Source organism: uncultured Microbacterium sp., from assembly GCF_963524805.1.
Taxonomy (GTDB): Bacteria; Actinomycetota; Actinomycetes; order Actinomycetales; family Microbacteriaceae; genus Microbacterium.
The window spans coordinates 130,346-148,817 of record NZ_CAURGG010000001.1; the positions used below are offsets into that span (position 1 = coordinate 130,346).

Sequence of the window (18,472 nt, forward strand, 5' to 3'; positions counted from 1 at the left end):
TCGTGTCCCAGACAATCACGCCAGAGTTGGTGTCTCTCGACATCCCACTCGGCACCGACAAGGCAGCGGTCATCCGCTCGCTCGCCGCGCGAGTCGCGCAGGAGGGCCGCGCGACCGACGCCGAGGCGCTGTTCGCCGACGCGTGGGCCCGCGAGCAGAAGGACGAGACGGGCCTGCCGGGAGGCATCGCCATTCCGCACGCGAAGAGCGCAGCGGTCGTCACGCCGTCGCTCGCGTTCGCCCGGCTCGCACCGGGCGTCGACTTCGGCGCCCCCGATGGGCCCGCCGACCTCGTCTTCCTCATCGCGGCCCCCGACGGCGCCGCCGAGGCGCACCTCGCAGTGCTCTCGAAGCTGGCGCGAAGCCTCATGCAGGACGACTTCACGGCGGGTCTGCGCGCGGCCGGAACGGCAGACGAGGTGGTCGCCATCGTGCGCAACGCGATCGGCGAAGGCGATGCCGTGCCGGCGGCGCCCGCGGCGGCGGCAGCGCCGGTCGCGGCAACAGCCTCCGACGCGCTCAGCATCAACGGCCATCCCGCCCGCATCGTCGCCGTCACGGCGTGCGCGACGGGCATCGCCCACACCTTCATGGCAGCCGACGCGCTGACCGCGGCCGGCAAGAAGGCGGGCATCGACCTCGTGGTCGAGCCGCAGGGCTCGAGCGGATACCAGGCCTTGCCGCGCGACGTGATCGACGGTGCCGATGCCGTCATCTTCGCGACCGACGTCGATGTGCGCGAGCCGGGTCGGTTCGCCGGCAAGCCCGTTGCACGCTCGGGCGTCAAGCGGGGAATCGAGCACCCCGACGCGCTCATCGCAGAGGCGATCGCCGCGGCGAAGAACCCCAACGGCGCGCGCGTGAGCGGCACCGCAGACGAGGCGGGTGCCAGCTCCTCCGCGCAGATCTCCTTCGGCGCGCGCATCCAGCGCATCCTGCTCACCGGCGTGAGCTACATGATCCCGTTCGTCGCCGGCGGCGGTCTGCTGATCGCCCTGGGCTTCGCGCTCGGCGGCTATGAGATCACGGCGAACGCGTCGACGATCATCACGCAGAACTCCCTGTGGGACCTGCCGACGACCGACATCACCTCCCCGTTCGGTCCGCTGGGACAGTACCTCGGCGCGGTCTTCTTCATGATCGGCGCGACCTCGATGGGATTCCTCGTCTCGGCGCTGGCCGGTTACATCGCCTTCGCGATCGCCGACCGCCCCGGCATCGCGCCGGGCTTCGTCGCGGGTGCTGTTGCCGTCCTCATGAACGCCGGGTTCATCGGCGGCATCGTCGGCGGCCTGCTGGCCGGTGTCGTGGCCTGGTGGCTCGGGCGACTGCCCGCACCGCGCTGGCTGCGCGGTCTGATGCCTGTCGTGATCATCCCGCTCGTCGGATCGATCGTGGCGTCCGGTCTGCTGATCCTCTTCCTCGGTCGACCGATCGCGACGCTGATGACGTGGCTCACCGACTGGCTGACCAGCCTGACGGAGTCCGGCGGTTCGGCGATCGTCCTGGGCGTCATCCTCGGCCTCATGATGTGCTTCGACTTGGGTGGTCCGGTCAACAAGGTGGCGTACTCGTTCGCCGTCGCGGGCCTGGCCGCCGGTTCGGTCGACAACCCGGCGCCGCTGCTGATCATGGGCGCGGTCATGGCCTCGGGCATGGTGCCCCCGCTCGCGATGGCGCTGGCCTCCACCGTGCTGGCCCGCAAGCTGTTCACTCCCGTCGAGCGGGAGAACGGCAAGGCCGCGTGGCTGCTCGGAGCGTCGTTCATCTCCGAGGGTGCCATCCCGTTCGCCGCGGCCGACCCGCTGCGCGTGATCCCGGCCTCGATGGTGGGCGGGGCGGTGACGGGTGCGCTGTGCATGCTGTTCCAGGTGGGTTCCTACGCGCCTCACGGCGGCATCTTCGTGCTCTTCGCGATCAGCCCGATCTGGGGCTTCCTGCTCGCTCTGGCGGCGGGTGTCGCGACCTCGGGCTTCCTGGTGGTCGCCTTCAAGCGCTTCATCGCACCGAAGGAGCTCGCAGAGGCCGAGGCGAACCTCGAGGTCGCCGCCGTCCCGGCCTGAACACTCGCAACCGCATGACGAATGCGGAATGCTTGCAACAGCCGTCTTCTACGAAAGGCAAGAAACCATGGCAGAACGTCAGGCAACCATCGCGAGCAGCTCCGGCTTGCACGCACGCCCCGCGAAACTCTTCGTGCAGGCCGTTCAGGAGAAGAAGATCCCCGTCACCATCGCCGTCGAGGGTGGCGCCGACCTGAACGCGGGCAGCATCCTCTCGCTGATGGGCCTGGGTGCGTCGCACGGCACCGTGGTCACTCTCAAGGCGGAGGGCGAGGGGTCCGAGCAGGCCCTCGACGAGCTCGTCACCCTGCTCGAGACGGATCTCGACGCCGAATAGCACGACGACGGATGCCGCGGGCCTCAGGGTCCGCGGCATCCGTCGTTTTCGGCGGAGGACTAGAGGTCGGTCGCGTCTCCGGGATCGAGCTCGAGGAACTCCCCTCCGTTCTTCTCGGTCGCCCACCGCAGGCGGGCCCGATGCATCGTGCGGCCGATGACCGAGAGCGTCATGTCGTGGGTCCCGAAAGCCTGGCGCGGGGCGACGGCGAGCACGAAGTCCATCGCCTCGCCCACCTTGAGCCAGGGCGCGCCGATCGGGGCCGCCAGCAGCTTCACCTCGGCATCCTCGGGAACCGCGAAGGAGTCGCCGGGGTAGTACAGCTGTTCGTTCACCAGCACCCCGACGTTCTCGATAACCGGGATGGTCTCGTGGATGACCGCGTGCGTGCCGCCGAAGAACCGCAGCGTGAACGGCTCGACCGTGACGGTCTCACCGGGCGCGACGACGGTGATGTCATAGCCGGCGGCAGCCTTGGCCACGCCCTCGGGACCGTAGATCGGCGCGTCGGGGGAATTGCGCAGCAGACGGTCGAGGTGGTCGGGTGTCCAGTGGTCAGGATGCTCGTGCGTGAGCACGATCGCGACGACCTCCCCGAGGTCCACGAGCGGGTCGGTGAACGAGCCGGGGTCGATGACGAGGGTCTTGCCGGATTCGCGGACCGTGAGGGCGGCATGGTGGTGCTTGGTGACTCGCATGCCTCGAGTCAAGCGGCCGGAATGGGCTGCGGCAAGCCGCGCCCAGACATCGGCCGTGATTTGTCGGGATGCCGCGGACATGGCATAATCGAACGGTTGCGTAAGCGGCCCCATCGTATAGCGGCCTAGTACGCCGCCCTCTCACGGCGGTAACGCGGGTTCGAATCCCGCTGGGGTCACCAACGAGAAAACGCCCGTCCGAAGGACGGGCGTTTTCTCGTTCGTTGCACGGAACCGGCGGGCGGGCAAGCCCCTCGGGCGAGGTCCTCCCGCTGTTCTACCGTCGGGCGCATGGACAGCATCAGGGTCATGACCTGGAACGTGTGGTGGCGGTTCGGGGGCAACTGGCGGGAGCGGGAACCCGGACTTCTCCAGGTCATCCGGAATGCCGATCCCGACGTGCTCGGTCTGCAGGAATGCTGGGGAGCGGCCGATCGCACGCAGGCCGACGTGATCGCCGCGGCACTGGGCGCGCATCACGCGGCGTTCGTCGAGGTCGGTCTGCCGCCCGCTCCCGACCCGGTGGAGACGGACGACCAGCGCGGAGCCGTCATGGGTCTCGGTCTGGTCAGCCGGTGGCCCCTGCGCGTCGTCGACCGATTCGAGGTGCCGTCGGTCGGGCGCAGCAACGCCGCGCTCGTGGCGACGATCGAGCACCCTGACGGCGAGCTGCGCGTGGTGGTGGGAGCGACCAGCTGGGAGCCCGAGCGGGTAACCGAGACGGCAGTGCAGTTCGCCGAGCTGCAGCGGCTCACCCGCGATCGCCACTCCCAGCGGCCGAACCCCAGCATCCTGCTCGCCGATCTGAACTACGATCCGAGCCAGCCGGCGCTGGCCGGACGGCATCTGCGCGATGCGTGGGAAACCGCCGATCCGGATGCGGACCCGCGGACGCTGAGCGCGACGAACCGCTTCGCACCCGCCGAAGCGGTCGATCAGTTCGACCGGCGGATCGACCACATCCTGTATCTCCCCGGGTCGGCGGGCGCGGAAGCCACGAGCGCCCGGATCATCCGTGAGGAACCGAACGGGATGCCGCCGTCCGACCACTATCCGGTCGTGGCGGACATCGCGGTGGGCCGGGGACCGAAGGCGCAGGCCGAGCCCCGCGGAAGTGCGTCCTGGATGGTCTGAGGCAGCCATCGCTCCGAGAACACGTCACGCGCCATAGGATCTCCCCAGGGCCGACCCCCGAGGAGCGCGCACATGACCGACGACACCCGAGTCACCTGGGTGCTCGTCGACGGCGAGAACATCGATGCCACGCTGGGCACCTCGATCCTCGGCCGGCGTCCGCAGCCGGACGAGAGACCCCGGTGGGACAGGCTGACGACCTTCGCGGAGCGGACGTGGGCGCAGCCGGCGCGCGGCGTGTTCTTCCTGAACGCATCCACCGGCATCCCGATGCCCTTCGTCCAGGCGTTGAAGGCCATGGACTACATCGTCGTGCCCCTGTCGGGGTCGCCGGACGAGAAAGTGGTCGACATCGCCATCCAGCGCACGCTGCAGGCGCTGCGGGGACGGTCGGCCGACGTGCTGCTCGTCAGTCATGACGGCGACTTCCTCGATGACCTCTCGGCTCTGATCGCCGACGAGCGGCGGGTCGGCATCGCCGCATTCTCGGAGTTCCGCAACTCGAGATTCAGCACGCTGGCGGGACTGGAGAAGTTCGACCTCGAGTACGACGCCCGCGTGTTCGATGCGCCGCTGCCGCGCATCCGCGTCATCCCGATCGACGAGTTCGATCCGAGCATCTTCCTGAACTGAGGACGTGATGATGGGGGATCGCAGCGGGACCGCAGAGCCGGGCGGAGCCGACGAGGTCGGTGCCACCCGTGACGCGCTCGGCGGCCGCCACGATCCGCTCGACCACCGACTGGGGGCAGGGCCGGGCGCGGACAATCCGAATGATCGTGCCGTGCCGAATCTGCCGTCGCGGGACTTCGACCGAACGATCTCGTTCTACAGCGCGTTCGGGTTCGTGACCGCCCACCGCGACGGGGGCTGGCTGATCCTGCGTCGCGGAGGGATCGCGCTGGAGTTCTTCCTCGCGCCGGAACTCGACCCGTATTCGAGCTGGTTCATGGCGAGCGTCCGACTGAGCGATCTGGACGGACTCTATGCCGCGGTCCGGGCGAGCGGTGTGCCCGAAGCAACGGTCGGTATCCCGCGGCTCGTACCGGTGGCCCTTCGCGAGTGGGGCCAGCGAGCGGGGTACCTGATCGACCTGGACGGCACCCAGCTGCACCTCATCGAGGATGCCGGCTGACGCTGTTCATCGGTAGCGGTAATGCTGCGCCGACGCGTTGATCCACGCCACGAACTGCCGCCCCCGGGTGGCCTGGTCCTGCCGCACGGGTGCCAGCCACATCTGCCCCCCGACCTCGACGACCAGGAAGGTCGTCTCGGGCACGACCACTCTGCGCAGCAGCCGCGGAGTGATCAGACCCGACGGTCCGTACAGCACGCGTGCGGTCGAAGGCTTGGCGAGCCGGCCCCGTCGCAGCAGTTCGGCTCCGGTGTCGAGGGATGCCGCTGCTTCGCTGATCGGCTGCGTCAGAGCGCCGAAGCGGATCGACCGCCCGTCGACCACCACTCCGGCGAAGACGTCCGGGTCGGCGGTCGGGGTGGTGTGCAGCTCGGTGTCGGTCTCGCGGAGGTCGATGTAGTGCTCGGTCCACGCCGCGCCGTCCCACCATCGCTGCTTTCCGTGGCCGTCGTCGTACCAGCCTGGTTCCGGTGCGCTCACGTCTCACCCCTTTCCGCCGCAGGCGATGGGGTCAGCGTACCGATCCGCGACCTGCAGGCGACGCATAATTGCCAGCTCGGTACCCTCGAGTGTGACCACACGAACCTTCGCCGACGGCGCGATCCTGCGTCCGGCTGCCCCCGGCGACGAGCCGGGGATCCTGGCCGGCATCCACGCACTCGCCGTCTACGAGAAGGAGCCGGATGCCGTGGCGAACACTGTTCCGGCCCTGACCGAGAGCCTGTTCGGGCCGACGCCGCAGACCTTCGCCCACGTGGTCGAGCGTGACGGCGCGATCGTGGGGATCGCCGTCTGGTTTCTGACCTATTCCACGTGGACCGGGCGTCACGGCATCTGGCTGGAAGACCTGCACGTCGATGATGCGCAGCGCGGGCGGGGGTACGGCAAGGCGCTCCTGGCCGCACTGGCGGTGCTCTGCATCGAACGCGGCTACTCCCGCCTCGAGTGGACGGTGCTGGACTGGAACGCTCCGGCCATCGGCTTCTACGGCTCCCTCGGTGCTCAGCCGATGAGCGAGTGGACCACGCAGAGGCTCACGGGCAACGAGCTGGCCGATCTGGCCGAAACCGATTCGCCGCAGCACGTGCGCCCCGGCGCCGACGTGGATGAGCGATGATCGAGGCGTGTATCCCGTTTCTGCATCCAGCGCGCAGGTGGGCGGTCCGGACGGCCACTCGTACGGCGGTGTGATCCTCCCTGAGCGGGATGCGGCTCTGCCGGGTCTGCTGGACTCGTTGGCCGGCATCCGGTTCAGCGGCTGGATAGCGCCGAGTCAGGACGGCTGGACGGTGGTCCTCGGTGATCCCGGCGCCGGGGTCGTCGCCGACGCGCGTCGCGGGATCATCGAGGTCGGCGCTCTGCTCGCCGCCCGGGTCCCCGGACCGGTGCTGGCGGTCCGCGTGCGTGAGGACCGTCAGCTCGCACTCGTCGCCTGGCGTTCGGCAGAGGAGGTGGCCCGCTACTGCAGCGATCCCTCTCGAGAGCCCGGCGCCGACAGGGAGGTGCTGAGCGAGCCGGTCGGCGCGGAGTACGCGGGCGCGTTCGCGCAGCTGTGGGACCGCCCGGATGCCGTCGACGAGCTTGCCGAACTGCTCGAGGAGGAACTGGACCCCGACAGCGTCTACGAGTCCGAGCGCCTGGGGACGTTGCTGCGTGTGCTCGGGCTGCCCGGTTGGATCGTCGCGGCCGGGTCGCTCCCGCGGTCCATGCCGCGCGGCCCTTCGTCCGCTGAGCTGACGCGGCTGCGCGCAGGGCTCACCGGCATGGGCGGTCGTTCGCGCGACGCGCTCGTGCGGCGGTTGCGGCGGCGGCAGAATCCGCCGCCCGTGATCGACGAACCACCGACCGGAGGAGCCGCGGGACTCGAGCCCTGGATGTTCTGAGGCTGGCGGTCCGTCTCGCGCAGGCGTACCGTTCGGGCCATGGATGCCGACCCCGTGGAGACCAACCCGGACCTGTACTCGATCGTCTTCGAGAACGAGCGGGTGCGTGTGCTGGAGTATCGCGACGCGCCGGGTGCGAAGAGTGTTCCGCACCATCACCCGGACAGCGTGATGGTCACCCTCAGCGGCTTCGAGCGCCGACTCTCGTCGGGCGGAGAATCGCTGGAGCTCACTCTTCCCGCGGGCGCCGCGCGTTGGCTGGGAGCGCAGAACCACAGCGGTGAGAACATCGGCACGACCGAGACCCACGTGATCTTCATCGAGCTGAAGGAGCCGTCTCCGGCAGGCCGCCCGGGGCCGGCGCCCTTGGGTCCGGCAAGCGGGTCCTAGACCCGGGTACCCACCCAGCCGAGCGCCGGCGCCACGAACTTCGCGAAGGACTCCACGACGCGCAGATTGAACGCGACCCCCAATTGACTCGGGATCGTGAGCATGAGCGTATCGGCGCTGCGGATCGCGGCATCCTGCAGCAGCTGCTCGACAAGCACGTCCGGCTCGGCGGCGTAGGTCTTGCCGAACGTGGACCGCATGCCGTCGATGACCCCGATCTGGTCGCCGTCCTGGCGTCCGCCGAAGTACATCTGCTCCTCGGCCGTGGTGATCGGGAAGATCGATCGGCTCACCGATACACGAGGCTCGCCGCTGTGACCCGCCTCCCGCCACGCGGTGCGGAACGTCTCGATCTGCTGTGCCTGCAGTTCGTCGAACGGCTGCCCGCTGGCCTCGGTCAGCAGGGTCGAGGACATGAGGTTCACGCCTACGGTGCCCGCCCAGGCGGCCGACTCGCTGTTGCCGGCGCCCCACCAGATGCGCGAGCGCAGACCGGGGGAGTGCGGCTCGATGCCCTGCATCCCGGAGCCTCCGCCGAACGGACTGTGGGCGTCGCGCTCAGCGAGTCCCTCGCCCTCGACGGCGCGAAGGAACGTCGTGAAGTGCTCACGCGCGATGTCGGCCCCGCGCGGGTCCCCCGAGCCGGTGTAGCCGAACGTTTCGTAGCCGCGCACGACGGACTCGGGTGACCCTCGGCTCACGCCCAGGGCGAGCCGGCCGTCGCTGATGAGGTCCACCGCCGCTGCCTCTTCGGCGAGGTACAGCGGGTTCTCGTACCGCATGTCGATCACGCCGGTTCCGACCTCGATGCGCTGGGTCGTGGCCGCAATCGCGGCAAGCAGCGGCATGGGCGAGGCCTGCTGGCGCGCGAAGTGATGCACCCGGAAGTACGTGCCGTCGACCCCGAGATCGTCCATCCCCTGCGCGAGATCGATCGCCTGTTTCATCGAATCGCCGGCGGTCAGCATCCGTCCGCCGCCGAGGGGGCCGTAGTGACCGAACGAGAGTGTTCCGAAGCGTTCCATGGTGGATGCAACGCTACTCCGGCACCCGTATTCCGGTGAATGGAGTCGCCGGGTGGATTCAGCGCAGCCTGCGCAGCGCCGATCCTTTGTGCGCGGCCCGATCGCCGCTCTTGTCCGATTGCACGATGAATGCCGGCTCATCCGCCGACGCCGTGAAATGCTGACCGGCGAACTCGAAGTCCTTCGTCTTGCGCTCCACGATCTCACCCTGCGTCCGCCCCTGAGAGGTGTTCCAGCTCACGCGGTCGCCCTTGCCGAGCTCTTCGGTCATGTCCGTCTCCGTCCGCCGGACTCCAGGGTGCGCCGGAGGTCCGGCCGCCGCCAACGGGTTGACGCGACCCGCGCCTCTGTGGGAATAACGCCGCACCGCAGCGGGGTTGGCGAGACCATGACCCGTGTCGGAAACAGCTCGCTCGATGTCCTCCCGCTCTCGCTCGGCGGCAATGTGTTCGGCTGGACAGCCGATCGCGACCAGTCCTTCGCCATCCTCGATGCCTTCGCAGCCGGCGGGGGGAACTTCATCGACACCGCCGACGGATACAGCGCGTGGGTCCCGGGCAACACCGGCGGTGACAGCGAGCGCATCATCGGCGAATGGCTCTCCTCCCGCCGCCCCGAAGGCATGGTCGTCGCGACGAAGGTGAGCCAGCACCCCGACTACCGTGGGCTGTCCGCGAAGAACGTCCGTGCTGCCGCCGAGGCGTCGTTGCAGCGGCTCGGCGTCGAGAGTCTCGACCTGTACTACGCGCACTTCGACGACGAGTCCGTCCCGCTCGAGGAGACGGTGGCGGCCTTCGGACAGCTCGTCGCCGACGGGCTCGTGCGCTACACGGCGGTCTCGAACTACGCGCCCGATCGGATCCGCGAGTGGCTCCGCATCGCCGATGAGACGGGCGTCGCCCGCCCGGTCGCCATCCAGCCGCACTACAACCTCGTCCACCGCAACGAGGTCGAAGAGCACATCGTCCCGATCGCCGGTGAATACGGCCTGAGCCTCGTGCCCTACTTCGCGCTCGCGAAGGGGTTCCTGACCGGCAAATACCGGTCGACGGATGCCGCGGGCCACGACTCACCCCGCGCGGAAGGTGCCGCGGTGTACGCCACTGCGCAGGGCCTTCAGATCATCGACGCCCTCGAGGGCATCGGACGGGCGCATGAGGTCTCGATCGCGGCGACCGCACTGGCCTGGCTGCGCGCCAAGCCCAGTGTCGCGGCGCCGATCGCCAGCGCGTCCCGGGCCGCGCAGGTCGCTGACCTCCTCGACGGCGCCCGCGTCGCGCTGACCTCCGACGAGGTCGCCGAGCTCGACAGCGTCTCGGAGTGGACCCCCGTCCAGGTCTGAGCCGCGACGACGTGCCGGTCATGCGCTAGTTTCGCGGCATGACCGACACCTCCGCTCCCGACTCGACAGTCGGCCGCAGACGCGACATCCCCCTCGCTGTGATCTCGGTGGGCATGGCGATCGTCGTCTGGTGGCCGGCCTTCACGATCGGCGCGTGGGGTCAGCTCTTCTTCGACACCCTTCTGACGCTGTGGGTGGCCTCGACCGCAGCCTTCGTCTTCGTGCTATTCGAGCGTCGGCCGCGCGGAAGTCGGCTGTGGCGTGCTTTTCTGCTTCTGCTGCCCTCGGTCGGGCTGGCATTCAGCTTCTTCGACTTCGAGACGACCGACCTGGTGACCTTCGCCGTGTCGCTGCTCGCGCTGCTGATCGTGGCGATCGCCAGCCCGCTCACCGTCTGGGTGCTCGCCCGCATCATGTGGCCGGACTTCGGGGAGAACTCCACGCGCGGCCAACGCTGGCTGATCGTCGGCGTCGTCGGCGGGATCGCGCTGACCGCGTTCCTGCTCGGCCTGAACCAGGAGTACTTCCTCACCTGCGGCGACTTCGCGATCAGCGGCAACTCCGAGCCGCCCGGGTGCGTTCCGGGGGACGACTAGCGCGTCATCGACGCCAGGAGCTCCGCGACGCCGGCGGAATAGACGCGGATGCGCGAGTCGCCCACGCCCACCGGCACCCAGAAGGTGCCGTCGTGGACGATCCCGCCGCAGGAGTAGACGACGCGCGGAACGTAACCGTCGCGCATGTCGCCCACGGGTGTCAGCACGGGCCGCGCAGTGCGCCCGATCACCTGCGTCGGATCCTCCAGGTCCAGCAGCAGCGCACCGAGTGAATAGGTGCGCAGCGGCCCGACCCCGTGCGTCAGTACGAGCCACCCCTCGGGCAGTTCGATCGGCGATCCGCAGTTGCCCAGCTGGATCAGCTCCCACACCTCGGTCGGCCGGTGAACGACCTCGATCTCCTCCCAGCTCAGTCCGTCCTCGGAACCGGCGAGCGAGATCGTCTCGCCGTCGGTGCGGCTGAGCGCGAGATGCCTGCCGCCGACTTCGCGCGGGAACAGCGCCATGCCCTTGTTCTTCGCGCCGGGGCCGGTGAGGCGGTGGATGGTGAAGCTCACCAGATCGTCGGACGTGATGAGCTTCGGCGCGATGTGATGCCCGTCGTAGGCGGTGAACGTCGCGCGATACTCGGTGCGTCCGTCGGGGTGTGTGAAGTGGACGAATCGCGCGTCTTCGATCCCGTTGCTCTCCTCGGCGGCCACCGGCATGAGCACACGTCCGCTCAGCGGCGAGTCGGCGGAGAAGTCGGCACGATAGGCGGATGCGGCGACCTCGCGCATCGACTGCATCGGCTGGTGACTGTCGGGACGCGCCGACAGCTGCACCGGCAGCTGGAGGAGGGTGTTGTCCAGCTCGAGCAGCGTGAACTCGTCGGGAAGCTGGCTCAGCACCGCGGTCGAGACGTCCGTGAGCGTACCGGCGTGCTCGAGCGAGAGCTGGTAGTGCGGGAGCGACCACGGCCCCGGCGCGATGACCGGCAGTGATGTGTCGAGCGAACGTTCGCCGAACCGCCACGTCCCGTCGACGCCGATGACGGCATCCGCGAATTCGATCGAGGAGATGTGGCCTTCTCCGATGCCGCGCAGCGAGACTGCCACACGCAGCTCACCCGGCTGGAGGCCTTCCTGCGAGGGATGGATCATCGTGCTCGGATTGCACAGGGCGGCGCCTTCGATCGCATACTCCGCCGTGAACGCGGCCCCCAGCACGACGGCCTGAGCATCGGTGACGAGGTGGTCGTGCAGCAGGCGGTTGGCCACAGCACGGGCGTTGGAATGCATCACCTCCGCGGCGTCGCCCTCTTTCGCGCGCAGGTCGGTCACGACTTCCCCGGCGGTCCGCTCGACGGCCTCGGCGGGCATCGTCAGGACTCGGGAGATGATCTGGGCGATCCGTGAATTGGAAAGCTCCAGTCCGCCGCCCGGGAGGGAGAATCTCGCCACGACGCGAGAGGTGTCAGGCTCGAGGAGTCCTTCGTGCGGTGTCAGCATCACCCGGTCAAGGATATGCAGTCACCGGACGCACACGACGTGCCGGCGGGCGATTCGCGATCAGCGCTCCAAGATCCGCCGGTACACCTGGAGGTAGCCGTCCACCATGCGCTCCACGTCGAATCGCTCTCGCGCTCGCCGCTGCACCAGAGTTCGATCCAAGGCGGCTGCGCGCGGGACGGCGGCTACAGCCTCGTCGAGGTCCGACACCGCGAAACCCGTCGTGCCCTCGTCGATGATCTCGGGCATCGACCCTCTCCGATAGGCGATCACCGGGGTGCCGCTCGCCATCGCCTCCACGACGGAGAGACCGAACGGCTCGTCGAAGTGGATGGGGTGCAGGAGGGCGGCCGCCTCGGCCAGCACATCCGATCGCTGCGCGGGTCCGACCGAACCGAGATAGACGACGCGATCTCCGTCGAGGTGAGGCTGCACTCTCTCGGCGAAGTAGGTCGGATCCTGCACGATTCCGCAGATGATCAGTCGCCGATCGGCCCGCCTGGCGATCTCGATCGCGTCGGCGATTCCCTTGTCAGGGTGAATCCGCCCGAAGACGAGAAGATGCTCGCCTGCCGTCGCGGTGGGCGCGAACTCCGTCATGTCGATGCCGTGGTGCACCGTCGCCGCGTACTCGAGCAGCGGCGAGCGGTCGGCGTCCGAGATGGAGACGAAGGCGGACGCGCCGCGCTCGTACGCCGGGAGGATCCCGCTGCCGGAGAAGCCGTGGATCGTCGTCACCATCGGCGCCCGCCACGCGGCGGCGAAGGCCAGTGGCAGCCAATCCAGCTGGTTGTGCACGAGATCGAACTGCGACGACCGGTCGATCGTGTGGGCGACGTGCAGCGCCTCCCACACGCGGCCGTCCATCGCGGGATCCTCGGCATACCCGTGTGCGGCCACCGACTCCAGGCGTGCACCGGTCAGTGAGTCCGCCGTGGCGAACAGCGTGACATCGACGCCGCGCCGCACGAGGCCTTCCGTGAGGAGACCGGTCACGCGCTCCCAGGGGCCGTAGTGCGCAGGGGGAGTCCGCCACGCGATCGGGCCGAGCATCGCGAGCTTCATGGCGCCACTGTACGCGGTCGCGTTTAGCCTGGAAGAGGACGCGTGGAGGTGGGCGTGACGAACGACAGCCGGGAAGCGGCGCTGCGGTACCGGCTGCAGCGAGAGGCGATCGAGCGCGGCGAGGAGCCCCCGCAGGACGACCCGGCGGCATCGCGCACCTGGTCCGAAGCCGAGCGCGCGGCGATCGTCGAGGTGTCGATCGAGCAGGCCATCCGTCGCGGCGACTTCGACGATCTTCCGGGCGCCGGCAAGCCGATCCCGGGGTTGGGCGCCACGGCCGATCCGGATTGGTGGATCCGGCGCAAGATCGAGCGTGAGCGACTCACCGGCCTCGGTCCGCCGGCGTTGACCCTGCGGACGGAGTACGCGTCGCTGCAGAGAACGCTGGACGAGTTGCGCACGGCGGAGGAGGTGCGAGAGCACCTGGAGGACTTCAACAAGCGGGTCATCGAAGCCCGGCGACAGCTCCTGGGCGGTCCACCGGTCGTCACGCCGACCGTCGAGATCGATGAGTGGGTGGCCGGCTGGAAGGACCGGCGTTCGGAGGCCGCTCAGCGAGTGGCCCAGCAGGCCACGACCGAGCATCGGCCACCGCCGCGCTGGCGGTTCTGGCGGGTGGACCGCTAGCGCGATCGCGGGTCTTCGCCGGCGTGCTGCCGGTACAGGTCGACGACTCGTCGCAGGTAGCGCGTGATCGCGTCCTGCTCGTCGGGACCGAAGTGATCGAGCTGCGCGTCCACGCCCATGATCATCGGCATGAGCCGTGCCATCGCCTGCGCGCGGGACGCCTCTTGCGGCACGACGAGCACACCGCGGCGGTCGTGCGGGTTGGGCTCGCGCGTCACATGGCCCAGGGCTACGAGACGGTCGATGGCGATCGTGGCCGACGCCGTGGAGATTCCCAGACGTCGCGCCAGCTCGCTCGGACCGAGCGGCCCGCTCATCAGAAGGTGCTCCATGGCCTCGAGGTCGGTCTTGTTGACCCGCAGCTCCGCGCCGAGCGACTTCTCGAACGATGCGCTCACATCCAGGAACGCACGCAGCAGTCGGGTGGCCTCGTGCACCTGAGGCTCGCGGGGGGCTGTCAGCTCCTCGGGGGAAGCATCGCGCGCCGTTTGCATGGCCACCACGATAGCGCTATTGTCTCTAGGCATCCTGGTAATTAGATAAACTAGCAACTTCAGCCGCCAGGCACCTCGCACACAACATCGAAGGAGTGAGTCACCGGTGACCGGACTTGTTCGTTTCATCACGTCCGCGAAGACATCGTGGATCATCCTCGTCCTCGTGGCGCTGGCCGCCGCCGCGCTGTTCGCCCTGAGCGGCGGCGAGGAATCCGAGACCGCTCCGGGCGTAGGACTGCCCGATGCCGCCGAGTCCGTGCAGGTGCAGAAGCTGCAGGAGGAGTTCGCGAGCGCCGATCAGACCGCGGCGCTGCTGGTGTTCGCATCGGACTCCGGAGAGCTGAGCGCGCAGACCCTCGCGGCGATCGACGCCAAGGCGTTCGGCGATCTGGCCGATCTCTCCAGTGACGGGTTCGTTCCTCCGGCCCAGGTCTCCGATGACGGCACGGTCGCCCTCCTGGTCGTGCCGCTCGATCCCGAGAGCGACGTCGCTGCGCAGGCCGAGCGCGCCCAGGAGCTGCGGGATGCCGCATCCGCCGATCTGGAAGGCGTCCGCGTCTATCTCACCGGTGCGGAAGGCTTCGAGGTCGACATCGCCGCCGTGTTCGCCGGCGCCGACTTCACCCTGCTGCTGACGACGGTGATCGTGGTCGCGATCCTGCTGCTGATCACCTACCGCAGCCCGTGGCTGTGGCTCATCCCGCTCGTGGTCATCGGGCTCGCCGACGCACTGGCCGGCATCGTCGCGGGCCTGGTCGCCTCGGCAGTGGGGGTGACCCTCGACGCTTCGGTCACCGGCATCCTCTCCGTGCTCGTCTTCGGCGCCGGCACCAATTACGCCCTGCTGCTCATCGCCCGCTACCGCGACGAGCTGCGCCTGCACGAGAGTCGCCGTGACGCGATGGCGCGTGCTCTGCGCGGCGCCGGACCGGCGATCATCGCGAGCGGCTCGACCGTGGCGCTGGCCCTGTCGACGCTGCTGCTGGCCGAACTCGCCGGCAACAGGGCGCTCGGCCTCGCGTGCGCCGTCGGCATCATCGTGGCCATGATCTTCGCGCTGTTCGTCCTGCCGGCGGCACTCCTGCTGTTCGGCCGCGGGCTGTTCTGGCCGTACGTCCCCCGATTCGGATCACCCGATGCGATCTCCCGAAGCTTCTGGGGCAAGCTCGGCCGCAACGTGTCCCGACGACCCGTCATCGTGGCCGTTTCGGGATTCATCGTGCTCGGGGTGCTGGCGAGCGGACTGTTCTTCGTCCAGACCGGTCTGTCGCAGAACGATCGGTTCCTCCAGAAGCCGGAAGCGGTTCAGGGACAGGAGGTGCTCGCCGACGCGTTCTCGGCCGGAGCCACCTCACCGGCGGTCGTGATCGTTCCGCTCGACGAGGCTGACGAGACGGCGGCCGCGCTCGCCGAGATCGACGGCGTCGATTCCGCAGCGGTCGGTGAGACCACCGATGACCTCGCCCGGATCGACGTGACGCTGAATGCCGGTGCCGAGACTCCCGAGGCCTTCGCGGCTGTGGAGGCGATGCGCTCGGGACTCGATGAGGTGGGAACCGGCGAGGGACTCGTCGGCGGCCTCGACGCCCAGGCCCTGGACGTGACGAATGCGCAGGCTCGGGATCAGGCGCTGATCATCCCGTTGATCCTCGTGCTGGTCTTCGTCGTCCTCGTCGTGCTGCTCCGGGCGCTCGTGGCGCCGCTGCTCCTGCTCCTGGCGGTGGTGGCCAGCTTCTTCTCGGCGGTCGGCGCCGCGTGGTACCTGTTCCAGACGCCGCTGTTCGGCTTCCCGGCGATCGACACGAACGTGCTGCTGTTCAGCTTCCTGTTCCTGGTCGCGCTGGGGGTCGACTACAGCATCTTCCTCGTCACCCGCGCGAAGGAGGAAGCCGATCATCTCGGCATGACGCAGGGCATGATCCGCGCGCTGGCGGCGACGGGCGCGGTGATCACGAGCGCGGGCATCCTGCTGGCCGCGGTCTTCGCGGTGCTGGGCGTTCTGCCGCTGATCACGCTGACCCAGATCGGGATCATCGTCTGCATCGGCGTGCTCATCGACACACTGCTCGTTCGGACCGTGATCGTTCCGGCGCTCGCCTTCATCACGAAGGACAGGTTCTGGTGGCCGCGCAAGCCGCTGCTGACCGATGCGCAGGCCGCCGCGCAGGGCGCCGACGCCCTCGCGCCGATCTCGAACGCCGAGGCGCTCGCGCGCGAAGCCGACGAGGACAGGACTCAGAAGGTTCCCGCCTGATCGGCGAGATCACGATGAGGAGTCGCTCGCCGAACCTTCCGTGCTGCTCACCGACGTCTGATTCGTCCTGCGTCGGCGGACGAGCGTGACGATCGCCCAGACGACCAGCGCGATCACACCGACCACCAGGATCCAGGGGATGAGGAACCCGAGTGCGATCACGATGCCGTTCAGCGTCGCGACCAACCCGTTCCAGCCCGCGGCGAGACCGTCACCGAACCCGGCGGGGTCCGCGGCGACGGTCTCGACCGGCTCGGTCAGCGTCACCGTGAGGGTCGACATCGCGACCTGCTCGTCGTAGTACTTCAGCTGCTGCTGGTAGGACTCGAGCGTCGCCTGCCGTTCGGACAGCGCCGCCTCCGCCGCGATCAGATCCGACACACTGCCCGCCTGCGCCATGAGCTGCGTGAGGCGGTCGACGGACGCCTGCGCCGCATCGACCCGCGCCTGCAGGTCGAGGGTGACTTCGGTGACGTCCTGCCGATTGAGCGACGACGCCGTCACCTCGCCCAGCCCGGACAGCTGATCCACGAGCGACTCGAGCCCGTCGGCCGGGACGCGCACCGTGATCCACGCACCGTCCGGGGAGGGGGGGTAGGGCATCGTGCTGTCGTAGGTCATTCCCGTCATCGGATCGATCGGCGTCATCTGACCGGATTGACCGATGCTCATCGACTCGACGTAGCCGTCGCGCGAAGTCGCGGCATCCGCGATCAATCCGACCGCCGCGTCGATGTCGTCGACGACGACGGTGGCCGACGCGGTCGTGATGATGTCGCGGCCCGTGGTGCTCGCTCCCGTGCCCGCGAGTGTGTCGGCGACCGCACCGCTGTCGGAGCTCATGCCCTCTTTGACTGCGGACGAGTCGGGGGCTGTGCCCTCGGCCGCGCCCTCCGCGGAGTCCACGAGCGGCGCCGATGGCGCGACGGCCGCCTGGTCGCCCCCCGCCGCGCCGACGAGGCCCCCGACGCTCGGAGCGATCACCGCAGCCACGACGATCACAGCGGCGGCCGCTCCGCTCGCGATCCACACTCCGGTGCGGCGCTTGCGGTGCACCGTGCGATCACGTGCGATCCCGGCGAACACGGCGCTCTCCATGCGCTCGACGCGTTCGTCGCTCAGTTCGGGCAGGGCCTCGGGCGTGCCGTCGACGGCCGGCTGGTCGGTGTTCATGTGCTCTCCTCGGCAACGGTCCGCAGGCGCGTGCGGATGCGGGAGAGACGATTGCGGACGACGCCGTGTGCGACCCCGAGCTGTTCGGCTGCCGCCTGGTAGGCGTAGCCCTCGCTCGCGCACAGGCGGAAGATGTCCTGGTCCAGCGGGCTCAGCCCCTCGACCTCCCGCAGGATGCGCTCGGCGAACTCGGTGTCGATGACCTGCTGCTCGACGTTCACCGTCGAGGGGATGCTGTCATCCGCGGCCTCCGCCGTGTGCTCACGCTCGCGCCGCTGTGCGCGGATGCGGTTCGCCGCCTGGAAGCGGCACACCGTCACGAGCCAGGGGAGGAGCGAATCACCGACGAGCTCGAGGCCGCGAAGCTTGCGCCACGCGACCAGGAACGTCTCCTGCGTGACATCCTCCGCATCGGGAGCATTGCCCAGGAGTCCATGCGCCAGCCAGTACACCGGACGCACATAGGCGCGGTACAGCGTGCGGAACGCGTGCTCGCTCCCGCCCGCGGCCTGCGCGACGAGCGAGGCGTCACCCGCCGCAGCCTGCACCATGCGCGTTCCCCTTCCCCGCCCGGCGGCATCGCCGCCGTTCGGCGGAAGCCTCATTGTCTCTCAACGGTTAAGTGTCCAGACAGCCGCGATCGTCTCAGCCTGTATCCTGGAGCGGCGAGAGGGAGTATCCCGACATCGCGTGTCCGTCATCACGGGAGCCATCGCCGCATCCCCGGGCACGCACCTCGACCGTCCGTACAGCGACGGCGAGGGGGAGAGACTTTCGGGAATCGAACGACCCCGCCCCCCTC

The 18,472-nt window shown here is 69.0% G+C and carries 21 protein-coding genes and 1 tRNA gene; 13 read left to right on the top strand and 9 right to left on the bottom strand.

The window, feature by feature from the left end:
• The first annotated feature begins 2 nt into the window (after window positions 1-2).
• The gene (locus tag RWQ91_RS00665; protein WP_314501838.1) at window positions 3-2,063 is read left to right on the top strand and encodes a fructose-specific PTS transporter subunit EIIC; all 2,061 of its coding nucleotides are present in this window, start codon (window positions 3-5) and stop codon (window positions 2,061-2,063) included.
• Between the two features lie 67 nt (window positions 2,064-2,130).
• On the top strand, window positions 2,131-2,400 hold the full coding sequence (locus tag RWQ91_RS00670; protein WP_314501840.1) for an HPr family phosphocarrier protein: 270 nt from the start codon (window positions 2,131-2,133) through the stop codon (window positions 2,398-2,400).
• A 59-nt stretch (window positions 2,401-2,459) separates the two neighbouring features.
• On the opposite strand, the gene RWQ91_RS00675 is transcribed toward RWQ91_RS00670, so the two are convergent.
• Entirely contained in the window at window positions 2,460-3,098 is a 639-nt protein-coding gene (locus RWQ91_RS00675) for an MBL fold metallo-hydrolase (RefSeq protein WP_314501842.1), read from the bottom strand.
• Window positions 3,099-3,204: 106 nt separating this feature from the next.
• Here RWQ91_RS00675 and RWQ91_RS00680 point away from each other — a divergent pair.
• The 4 genes from RWQ91_RS00680 (at window position 3,205) to RWQ91_RS00695 (ending at window position 5,367) form a co-directional block, all read left to right on the top strand.
• A tRNA-Glu gene (locus RWQ91_RS00680) sits at window positions 3,205-3,280 on the top strand.
• A gap of 109 nt (window positions 3,281-3,389) precedes the next feature.
• Complete coding sequence (locus RWQ91_RS00685) at window positions 3,390-4,232, top strand: endonuclease/exonuclease/phosphatase family protein (RefSeq protein ID WP_314501845.1); 843 nt, start codon at window positions 3,390-3,392, stop codon at window positions 4,230-4,232.
• Window positions 4,233-4,304: 72 nt separating this feature from the next.
• Window positions 4,305-4,865, top strand: coding sequence for an NYN domain-containing protein (locus tag RWQ91_RS00690; RefSeq protein WP_314501847.1), 561 nt, complete (start codon window positions 4,305-4,307; stop codon window positions 4,863-4,865).
• Window positions 4,866-4,974: 109 nt separating this feature from the next.
• On the top strand, window positions 4,975-5,367 hold the full coding sequence (locus RWQ91_RS00695; protein WP_399545841.1) for a bleomycin resistance protein: 393 nt from the start codon (window positions 4,975-4,977) through the stop codon (window positions 5,365-5,367).
• Between the two features lie 6 nt (window positions 5,368-5,373).
• Here RWQ91_RS00695 and RWQ91_RS00700 read toward each other — a convergent pair whose 3' ends face one another.
• Window positions 5,374-5,847, bottom strand: a complete 474-nt coding sequence (locus tag RWQ91_RS00700; protein ID WP_314501849.1) for a DUF2510 domain-containing protein — start codon at window positions 5,845-5,847, stop codon at window positions 5,374-5,376.
• Between the two features lie 91 nt (window positions 5,848-5,938).
• On the opposite strand from RWQ91_RS00700, the gene RWQ91_RS00705 reads away from it, so the two are divergent.
• From RWQ91_RS00705 to RWQ91_RS00715, 3 genes are read left to right on the top strand one after another with little or no spacing between them, the layout of a single operon-like run.
• On the top strand, window positions 5,939-6,484 hold the full coding sequence (locus RWQ91_RS00705) for a GNAT family N-acetyltransferase (protein WP_314501851.1): 546 nt from the start codon (window positions 5,939-5,941) through the stop codon (window positions 6,482-6,484).
• Between the two features lie 7 nt (window positions 6,485-6,491).
• Window positions 6,492-7,250, top strand: coding sequence for a hypothetical protein (locus RWQ91_RS00710; RefSeq protein WP_314501853.1), 759 nt, complete (start codon window positions 6,492-6,494; stop codon window positions 7,248-7,250).
• Window positions 7,251-7,289: 39 nt separating this feature from the next.
• Window positions 7,290-7,640 carry a cytoplasmic protein gene (locus RWQ91_RS00715; protein ID WP_314501855.1) on the top strand — a complete coding sequence of 117 codons (351 nt, stop codon included), beginning with the start codon at window positions 7,290-7,292 and terminating at the stop codon, window positions 7,638-7,640.
• Here the strand turns inward: RWQ91_RS00715 and RWQ91_RS00720 are convergent.
• The gene (locus RWQ91_RS00720; RefSeq protein WP_314501857.1) at window positions 7,637-8,665 is read right to left on the bottom strand and encodes an LLM class flavin-dependent oxidoreductase; all 1,029 of its coding nucleotides are present in this window, start codon (window positions 8,663-8,665) and stop codon (window positions 7,637-7,639) included. The two genes, RWQ91_RS00715 and RWQ91_RS00720, sit on opposite strands and share 4 nt — an antisense overlap.
• Window positions 8,666-8,723: 58 nt before the next feature.
• Complete coding sequence (locus RWQ91_RS00725; RefSeq protein WP_314501860.1) at window positions 8,724-8,936, bottom strand: DUF2945 domain-containing protein; 213 nt, start codon at window positions 8,934-8,936, stop codon at window positions 8,724-8,726.
• Window positions 8,937-9,053: 117 nt separating this feature from the next.
• Here RWQ91_RS00725 and RWQ91_RS00730 point away from each other — a divergent pair, with 117 nt between their 5' ends.
• Both RWQ91_RS00730 and RWQ91_RS00735 read left to right on the top strand, forming a co-directional pair.
• Window positions 9,054-10,007, top strand: coding sequence for an aldo/keto reductase (locus RWQ91_RS00730; protein WP_314501861.1), 954 nt, complete (start codon window positions 9,054-9,056; stop codon window positions 10,005-10,007).
• A gap of 38 nt (window positions 10,008-10,045) precedes the next feature.
• On the top strand, window positions 10,046-10,603 hold the full coding sequence (locus tag RWQ91_RS00735) for a hypothetical protein (RefSeq protein ID WP_314501863.1): 558 nt from the start codon (window positions 10,046-10,048) through the stop codon (window positions 10,601-10,603).
• Here RWQ91_RS00735 and RWQ91_RS00740 read toward each other — a convergent pair.
• Together RWQ91_RS00740 and RWQ91_RS00745 are read right to left on the bottom strand one after the other, a co-directional pair.
• Window positions 10,600-12,054, bottom strand: coding sequence for a glycoside hydrolase family 130 protein (locus RWQ91_RS00740; RefSeq protein ID WP_314502888.1), 1,455 nt, complete (start codon window positions 12,052-12,054; stop codon window positions 10,600-10,602). The two genes, RWQ91_RS00735 and RWQ91_RS00740, sit on opposite strands and share 4 nt — an antisense overlap.
• A 60-nt stretch (window positions 12,055-12,114) precedes the next feature.
• A complete protein-coding gene (locus RWQ91_RS00745) occupies window positions 12,115-13,119 on the bottom strand; it encodes a glycosyltransferase family 4 protein (protein ID WP_314501865.1) in 1,005 nt (334 codons plus the stop codon).
• A 54-nt stretch (window positions 13,120-13,173) separates the two neighbouring features.
• Between RWQ91_RS00745 and RWQ91_RS00750 the strand changes: the two genes are divergently transcribed.
• Window positions 13,174-13,746: a DUF1992 domain-containing protein gene (locus RWQ91_RS00750; protein WP_314501867.1), complete on the top strand. Its 573-nt coding sequence runs from the start codon at window positions 13,174-13,176 to the stop codon at window positions 13,744-13,746.
• On the opposite strand, the gene RWQ91_RS00755 is transcribed toward RWQ91_RS00750, so the two are convergent.
• Entirely contained in the window at window positions 13,743-14,240 is a 498-nt protein-coding gene (locus RWQ91_RS00755) for a MarR family winged helix-turn-helix transcriptional regulator (RefSeq protein ID WP_314501869.1), read from the bottom strand. The genes RWQ91_RS00750 and RWQ91_RS00755 overlap by 4 nt on opposite strands.
• A 106-nt stretch (window positions 14,241-14,346) precedes the next feature.
• On the opposite strand from RWQ91_RS00755, the gene RWQ91_RS00760 reads away from it, so the two are divergent.
• Window positions 14,347-16,497 (top strand): MMPL family transporter, encoded by a 2,151-nt coding sequence (locus RWQ91_RS00760; protein WP_314501871.1) that lies wholly within the window; start codon window positions 14,347-14,349, stop codon window positions 16,495-16,497.
• 9 nt (window positions 16,498-16,506) lie between these two features.
• Here the strand turns inward: RWQ91_RS00760 and RWQ91_RS00765 are convergent, their stop codons facing one another.
• Complete coding sequence (locus RWQ91_RS00765) at window positions 16,507-17,670, bottom strand: DUF4349 domain-containing protein (protein WP_314501872.1); 1,164 nt, start codon at window positions 17,668-17,670, stop codon at window positions 16,507-16,509.
• Complete coding sequence (locus RWQ91_RS00770; RefSeq protein WP_314501874.1) at window positions 17,667-18,221, bottom strand: sigma-70 family RNA polymerase sigma factor; 555 nt, start codon at window positions 18,219-18,221, stop codon at window positions 17,667-17,669. The genes RWQ91_RS00765 and RWQ91_RS00770 overlap by 4 nt, the downstream gene beginning before the upstream one ends.
• Between the last annotated feature and the right edge of the window lie 251 nt (window positions 18,222-18,472).